The following is a 7,481-nucleotide window of genomic DNA, read 5'->3' on the forward strand; positions in this document are numbered from 1 at the left end:
CGCTTAGACGCCGCAAAAACGACCCCATACATGGCCCTCGCTACTCTCATCACTCTTACCGACATCCAGCTGGCCTATGGCCACCATCCGTTGCTGGACCACGCCGACTTCGCCATCCAGGCCGGCGAGCGCATCGGCCTCATTGGCCGCAACGGCGCCGGCAAGTCGTCGCTGCTGAGGTTGCTGGACGGAAGGACGCTGCCCGACGACGGCGACATCGCCCGCAACTCGGGCCTGCGCGTCGCCACGGTCGAACAGGAACCGGAACTGGACGAAAACGCCACCGTGTTCGATGTCGTCTGCAACGTGGAAGGCGACCATGAGGATTGGCAGCGCCCCTCGCGCGTGCGCGCCATCCTGGAAAAACTGGGCTTGCCCGCCGATGCGCAAGTCGCCGGCCTGTCCGGCGGCACCCGCAAGCGTGTCGCGCTGGCGCGCGCCCTCGTCGAAGAGCCTGACCTGCTGCTGCTGGACGAACCCACCAACCACCTCGACTTCGACGGCATCGCCTGGCTGGAAGAGATGCTGCGCAGTTGGCGCGGCGCCGCGGTCATCATCACCCACGATCGCCGCTTCCTTGACGCCGTCACCACCCGCATCGTCGAACTCGACCGCGGCCGCCTGCTCAGTTTTCCCGGCAACTTTTCCCAGTGGCAAGAGCGCAAAGCCCAGTGGCTGGAATCCGAACGCCTGGAGCAGGCCCGTTTCGACAAGCTCCTGGCGCAAGAGGAAGTCTGGATCCGCAAGGGCGTCGAGGCCCGTCGCACGCGCAATGAAGGACGGGTCCGTCGCCTGGAAAGCCTGCGTGTCCAGCGCGCCGAGCGCCGCGAACGCATCGGCGACGTGTCGCTGGCGCTGGCCGAGGGCCAACGCTCGGGCAAACTCGTCGCCGAGCTCGAACATGTCGGCAAGACCTTCGGCGACAAGATCGTGGTGGACGACTACTCCACCACCATCCTGCGCGGCGACCGCATCGGCATCGTCGGCCCCAACGGCGCGGGCAAGACCACGCTGCTCAAGCTGATCCTGGGCGAAATGCAGCCCGATACCGGCAGCACCCGGCTGGGCACCAACGTCGCGGTGGCGTATTTCGACCAGATGCGCGCGCAACTTGACGAAAACGCCTCGCTCGTCGACATCATCAGCCCGGGCAGCGAATGGGTCGAAATCGGCGGCACCCGCAAGCACGTCATGACGTACCTGGGCGACTTCCTGTTCTCGCCCGCCCGCGCCGGCTCGCCGGTGCGCAGCCTGTCCGGCGGCGAACGCGCCCGCCTGCTGCTGGCGCGCCTGTTCGCCCGCCCCGCAAACGTACTGGTGCTGGACGAACCGACCAACGATCTGGACATCGAAACGCTGGAACTGCTGGAAGAGCTGCTCCAGGAATACGCCGGCACCGTACTGCTCGTCAGCCATGACCGCGCGTTCCTGAACAACGTCGTCACGCAGACCATCGCGTACGAAGGCGACGGCCGCTGGCGCGACTACGTCGGCGGCTATGACGAATGGGTTGCGCAGCGTCCGACCCGGTCCGCCCCGGCCACCGATGTGGACGCCGCCGCCAAAGCTGTCGACGAAAGCGCCGCGCGCGCCAAGGTCGCCAAGCCCAAGCCGGCCAAGACCACCAAGATAAACGCGTGGGACTTGCGCGAACTCGAAGGCTTGCCCGACGCCATCGCTGCCCTGGAAGCGCAACAGGCCGAATTGGCCGGAAAGCTGGCTGACGGAAGCCTGTACCGCGATGCCCCCGCCGAAGTCGATCGCATCAACAGCGAACTCGCCAAACTGGAAAGCGAACTCGAAGAACGTTTCGCCCGCTGGGAATTGCTGGAAGCGCGCCGCGACGGCACGCTCTGACATCACGCCCTGACGTCACGCTATATATATAGAGCGCATTCATCGCGCGGTAAAAAAACCGGGGGAACGGCGCACAGCCGCTCCCCCGGTTGTCATTCACGGATCCGCGCCGGATCAGCCGCGCCGTGAACCGTTCAGACCTTGGCGCGCCAGGCCAGGGCTTCGCCGGCGGCCAGCGGCACCAGCGTGGTATTGCCAAACGCCAGTTCGTCCGGGACCTGGTACGTTTCGCGCAGCAGCGTTAACGTGCCGGTGTTGCGCGGCAGGCCATAGAAGTCCGGGCCGTGGAAGCTGGCGAAACCTTCCAGCTTGTCCAGCTTGCCCACTGCCTCGAACGCCGTCGCATACAGCTCCATCGCGTGCAGCGCCGTGTAGCAGCCGGCACAACCGCACGCGTGCTCCTTCAAGCCGCGCGCATGCGGCGCGCTGTCCGTACCCAGAAAGAAACGCGGGCTACCGCTGGTAGCCGCTGCGACCAGCGCCAGGCGATGCGTCTCGCGCTTCAAGATTGGCAGGCAATACAGATGCGGCCGCACGCCGCCTTGGAAGATCGCATTGCGGTTGTACAGCATGTGCTGCGGCGTGATCGTCGCGGCGATCGGCCCTTCGGCGTCGCGCACATACTCCGCGCCTTCCTTCGTCGTGATGTGCTCGAACACCACCTTCAAGGCCGGGAAGGCGCGGCGCAACGGCTTCATGACGCGCTCCACGAAAATCGCCTCGCGGTCGAACACGTCGATCGCCGGGTCGGTCACTTCACCGTGCACAAGCAGCGGCATGCCGCATTTTTCCAAGGCCTCGAGTGCCTTCGCGCACTTGCCCAGCAAGTCGGTGACGCCCGCATCGGAGTTGGTCGTCGCGCCCGCCGGATACAGCTTCACGGCATAGACCTGGCCCGACTCGTGCGCGCGAAAGATCTCTTCCGCCGAGGTGTTGTCAGTCAGATAAAGCGTCATCAGCGGCGTAAAAGCGTCCGGATTCCCGCCGGCTTTGCGCAGCGCCTCCAGGATCCGGCCGCGATAGGCCAGTGCCTGCTCGGTGGTCGTCACCGGCGGCTTCAGGTTCGGCATGATGATGGCGCGCGCGAACTGGCGCGCGGTATCCGCCACCACGGCTTCCAGCGCCGCGCCATCGCGCAGGTGCAGGTGCCAGTCGTCGGGGCGGGTGATGGTGAGCTGATTCGTATTTGGAGTAGACATGGAAGGCTTCTTAATCTGCCAGCGGCATGCCCCGTTCTGCCAGCGCGCAGAACATCGCGCTGCCCAGGGGAATGACGGCATCGTTGAAATCAAAATGCGAGTTATGCAGCACGCAGCCCGACTCGGCTCCGCCCTGGCCCAGGCGGAAATACGCCCCGGGCTTGCTCTGCAACATGAACGAAAAATCCTCGGAACCCATCGACGGTACCAGATCGCGCACCACATTCTCCTTGCCGATCATCTCGGTCGCGATGTCGGCCACCAGATTCGCATGCTGCGGCGTGTTCAAGGTCGCGGGATAGATGCGTTCGTAAATCAGCTCGGCAGAGCCTCCGAACGCGCCGGCGATCGCGGTGACGAGCTCGCGCATGCGCGTCTCGACCATTTCCTGGACCGACTTGCGAAACGTGCGCACCGTGCCCACCAGCTTGGCTTCACGCGGAATCACGCTCATTGCGCCTGGATGCCCCGCCTGCATCGAGCCGATCGACACCACGGCCGAATCCAAGGGGTTCACATTGCGCGACACGATGGTCTGCAACGCCGTGATGATCTGCCCCGCGATCGTCACCGGGTCAATCGTCTGGTACGGGTGCGCGCCGTGGCCGCCCCGCCCCGTGATCTGGATCTCGAAGCGGTCGGCCGCGGCCATCATCGGACCCGGGTTGATGCCGATCGTGCCGGGCCGCAGGCCAGGCCAGTTGTGCAAGGCGTAGATCGCGTCGCACGGGAACGTATCGAACAAGCCGTCTTCAAGCATGGCGCGGGCGCCGCCGCGCCCCTCTTCAGCCGGCTGGAAAATCAGCACGGCCGTGCCGTCGAAATTGCGTGTCTGCGCCAGGTATTTGGCAGCCCCGATCAACACCGCGGTGTGGCCATCATGGCCGCAGCCGTGCATCAGGCCCGGCTTGGTGGACTTGTGGCCGAAGTCGTTGTCCTCGGTCATCGGCAAGGCATCCATGTCGGCGCGCAGCCCGATCATGCGGCCGCTGTCGCAGCGCTTGCCCCGGATCACGCCCACCACGCCGGTCTTGCCGATGCCCCGATGTACTTCGATGCCCAGCGCCTCAAGCGCGCCAGCCACGATCCCGGAGGTTCGGACTTCCTCGAAGCCCAACTCGGGATGCGCATGCAAATCGCGCCGCAGCGCCGTCAATTCGTCATGAAATAGGCGAATTGATTCCAAAGGAGATCGTGCGTACATAGGAGGTTACAGAATGACGTGGTAGGGGGGACAGTCTGTGCATTTTAGTTGCTACAGAGGATAAATGCCTTTGTCTTTACGAGAGAGACACGTTATGCTCCGGCCGCAGGACAATTTTTCCAACAGCCAGAGAAGGAGCGCCGCATTATGGCCACAACCTCCAAACCCGCGACCGCGCGCAAGCCGAACGCTGCATTCATGAAGCCCCTGACCCCCAGCGCCGAATTGGCCGCTGTCATCGGCTCGGAAGCCGTGCCGCGTACCGAGGTCACCAAGAAGATCTGGGAATACATCAAGAAGCACAACCTGCAAGATGCCAGCAACAAGCGCAACATCAACGCCGATGCCAAGCTGCGTCCGATCTTTGGCAAAGATCAGGTCACGATGTTCGAATTGACCAAACTGGTCAACGCACATCTGAAGTAAGCAGGCAAAGGGCGTACCCCGTACGTCCCTGCCTCTTGGATTGTCGCGACGCCCTGGCTCACCGCCGGGCTAGCACACTCTCCTCTCCCGCAAGCTCTCTTCCTCGCGCGACAGCCTGCTCCACATTCTGCGGACATGGCATTCCCCTTTAGCAGTCCCTTCCGATCCCATTGGGCTGATCGCTAGGATTGGCGCGCCTCTTCGAGCAACCAGCCTCGGAATGCTGCAACCTCCGGACGCTGCGCGGACGACCTCGCATACACAATCCAATAGCTGTAATCGTTCGGCAATGCGTGATCGAAAAGCCGCACCAGACGCCCTGCCCGCAAGTCGTTCGCCGCCAACATCAAGCGCCCCAACGCGACGCCTTGCCCATCGACGGCAGCCTGCAATACCAACGCCGCATCGTTGAAAACGAAGCCCTGCGACAGGTCTAATGCCACACCCGCGTACTGGCACCATTGCTGCCACGCCATGCGTGGTTGATCATGCAATAGCGGCACCTGCTTCAGGTCTTCCGGCCGCGTCAATGCAGGCGGCCCCGAGGCCAACGCAGGGCTGCACACAGGACTTAGGAACTCCCGCGCGATCAGGTCCGCCTTGACGCCAGGCCAGCGCCCCAATCCTGAACGTATCCCGATATCGAACGTGTCGTCGCCGCTCCAAAGCTGCACCGAACTCGTCACGCGCAAATCCACTTCAGGATGGCTGGCGCGAAATGCCGGCAGGCGAGGCAACAGCCAGCGTGACGCGAATGAAGGCAGCACCGAGATCCGCAAGGGCCCCTCGCGCTTGTCGCGCACGCGCTGCGTCGCGGCAGCTATCTGATCGAAAACTTGCGACAGTTCCGCCAGATAGGCCCCGCCTTTTTGCGTCAGGTTCAACGCGTGGCCCCGACGCGTGAACATGGGATGGCCAAGCCAACCTTCCAGTTGCCGCACCTGATGGCTGATCGCCGCCTGCGTCACACACAGCTCGGCGGCGGCCTGCGTGAAACTCATATGCCGCGCGGCGGCCTCAAAAGCGCGCAGCGCGCCCAACGGTGGCAGACGTCGCATGATCTCGATTAGTACGGTTTATCAAGGGGATGAGAATAGATCGTTTTTCCGGGAGCCGGAAGCGCGATCTACTAGGCCCTCGCCCGCGCACGAATGCATCGTGGCGAACGGCGACAATCACAATCAAAGGAACAGCAATGATCGGGTGGGAGAGTTGGATGATTTTCCTGGGGTACGCCATTCCCATGATCATCAGCCCTGGGCCAGGCAACACCCTATTGGCCACCGCTGGCGGCCGTTACGGAATCAAGGGCTCGATGCCGTTCTGGATCGGATTCGAAGCCGGCAACCTCGCGCTCTGCGCGATCTACGGCTTGGGCCTGGGGGGAACGCTGCACGAATATCCACAGCTCCACATCGTCCTCAAATGGGCCGGTGCCGCCTACCTGTTGTATCTGGCTTGGGGATTCTTCCGCGCATCCATGGCGCCTGACAGCGCGATGCGCCCACGGCAAGCGATGGGCTTCCGGGATGGCTTCATCTGCGTCGCCCTGAACCCGAAAATCCACTCGATGATCGTGGTCATGTTCGCGCAGTTCCTGACGCCCGGCGCAAGCCTCTCCGCACAGGTCGCGCAGCTGAGCGCCGCCTTTGTGGTCCTGGGCCTGTTCTGCCATTTCCCCTGGATCTATGGCGGCCAGGTCATCCTCGGGCGATTCACGTCACCCAGGGCAATGCGCATCCAAGCCGCGGTCTTCGGCCTTTCAATGCTAGCCGTCGCGGCGTATGTGGTCCTGTCCTGATTCTGAAAACAAGGCGCATGAAAAAGGCCGGCAAGTTGCCGGCCTTCCGTCTGCCCGAACGGGCGCCAGATCAGGCGTATGTGGTGGGCGCAGCGCCTTCCAACAACGCCAGCCAGCCTTTGATCAACCGGTACAACACCCACACGACCGTCGCGATCAAGCCGATCCATCCAATAAAGATGTACACGGCGATGCCGCTGATGGCCAGCCACAGCATGGCCCACCAGAACGTACGCAGCATCCAATCGAAGTGGGCAGCGTAAACCGTGCCGGCGGCCTCAGAGCGCTTCAGATACATCAGCACCACGGCAGCTAACGTCGCGATGCCCAGAATTCCACTCGTCAAAAAGCCCAAGGCAAACAAGCCGTAAGCCACGTGGGTCAGCGTGCGCAGATCTAACTTCGTACCGGGCACGGGGGTCTGGGTATCACTCACGATAACGCTCCAACGAATTGACTCGGTCAATCTTACCGCACAAAGCCCGCCCGCCCACGGGCGTTGTTATTTGTGCACATTCAGCATTGGCGCGGCTTGCAGCCTGGTTGACTGCCAACCGAAGGCTCCTGGCGCGGGCGGAATCACGGCCCGGATGCGGGCGCGATTTGCGGGTGATATCACTAAGTCATCGCCCAAAGACAAAGCCCCGCCGGATGCCGGCGGGGCTTTGAGGGATAAGAGCTTGACGATGACCTACTTTCACAGACGTCCGTCCACTATCATCGGCGCGAAGGCGTTTCACTGTCCTGTTCGGGATGGGAAGGAGTGGTACCACCTTGCTATGGTCGTCAAGCGTAACTGCTTGAGCGGTTGTCGATTGCGTCAACCACTCGAATCTTGGTCTACCTCCCGAGCGCACTGGCCCGGACACTGCTCAGGTACTGCTGGTGCAGCTTGGGCACCTGCTGATACTGCTTGGGTACTGCAGTGAATCCAGCGCTACGCATGTGGCGGGCAAACAAAGCCGTGATCACTTACGCAGGGGTTCTCACTATA

At 62.9% G+C, this 7,481-nt stretch carries 7 protein-coding genes and 1 rRNA gene; 3 read left to right on the plus strand and 5 right to left on the minus strand.

Features of this window, described 5'->3' with window-relative positions; translation table 11 throughout:
* Nucleotides 1-30: 30 nt before the first annotated feature.
* On the plus strand, nucleotides 31-1,857 hold the full coding sequence (locus tag HG262_RS23680; protein ID WP_169273347.1) for an ATP-binding cassette domain-containing protein: 1,827 nt from the start codon (nucleotides 31-33) through the stop codon (nucleotides 1,855-1,857).
* Nucleotides 1,858-1,991: 134 nt separating this feature from the next.
* Here the strand turns inward: HG262_RS23680 and pyrC are convergent, their stop codons facing one another.
* Together pyrC and HG262_RS23690 are read right to left on the minus strand one after the other, a co-directional pair.
* Nucleotides 1,992-3,056, minus strand: coding sequence for a dihydroorotase (gene pyrC, locus HG262_RS23685; protein ID WP_169273348.1), 1,065 nt, complete (start codon nucleotides 3,054-3,056; stop codon nucleotides 1,992-1,994).
* A gap of 10 nt (nucleotides 3,057-3,066) precedes the next feature.
* On the minus strand, nucleotides 3,067-4,260 hold the full coding sequence (locus tag HG262_RS23690) for a M20 aminoacylase family protein (protein WP_105555531.1): 1,194 nt from the start codon (nucleotides 4,258-4,260) through the stop codon (nucleotides 3,067-3,069).
* A 147-nt stretch (nucleotides 4,261-4,407) separates the two neighbouring features.
* Here HG262_RS23690 and HG262_RS23695 point away from each other — a divergent pair, with 147 nt between their 5' ends.
* Entirely contained in the window at nucleotides 4,408-4,686 is a 279-nt protein-coding gene (locus tag HG262_RS23695) for an SWIB/MDM2 domain-containing protein (protein WP_006217453.1), read from the plus strand.
* 182 nt (nucleotides 4,687-4,868) lie between these two features.
* Here HG262_RS23695 and gcvA read toward each other — a convergent pair whose 3' ends face one another.
* On the minus strand, nucleotides 4,869-5,744 hold the full coding sequence (gcvA, locus tag HG262_RS23700) for a transcriptional regulator GcvA (RefSeq protein WP_169273349.1): 876 nt from the start codon (nucleotides 5,742-5,744) through the stop codon (nucleotides 4,869-4,871).
* A 158-nt stretch (nucleotides 5,745-5,902) separates the two neighbouring features.
* Between gcvA and HG262_RS23705 the strand changes: the two genes are divergently transcribed.
* Nucleotides 5,903-6,487 carry a LysE family translocator gene (locus HG262_RS23705; RefSeq protein ID WP_248293473.1) on the plus strand — a complete coding sequence of 195 codons (585 nt, stop codon included), beginning with the start codon at nucleotides 5,903-5,905 and terminating at the stop codon, nucleotides 6,485-6,487.
* 70 nt (nucleotides 6,488-6,557) lie between these two features.
* Here HG262_RS23705 and HG262_RS23710 read toward each other — a convergent pair whose 3' ends face one another.
* Both HG262_RS23710 and rrf read right to left on the minus strand, forming a co-directional pair.
* On the minus strand, nucleotides 6,558-6,923 hold the full coding sequence (locus HG262_RS23710; RefSeq protein ID WP_169273351.1) for a hypothetical protein: 366 nt from the start codon (nucleotides 6,921-6,923) through the stop codon (nucleotides 6,558-6,560).
* Between the two features lie 242 nt (nucleotides 6,924-7,165).
* A 5S ribosomal RNA gene (gene rrf / locus HG262_RS23715) occupies nucleotides 7,166-7,278 on the minus strand.
* Between the last annotated feature and the right edge of the window lie 203 nt (nucleotides 7,279-7,481).

The sequence above is a fragment of the Achromobacter sp. Bel genome (assembly GCF_012928505.1).
GTDB lineage: Bacteria > Pseudomonadota > Gammaproteobacteria > Burkholderiales > Burkholderiaceae_B > Achromobacter.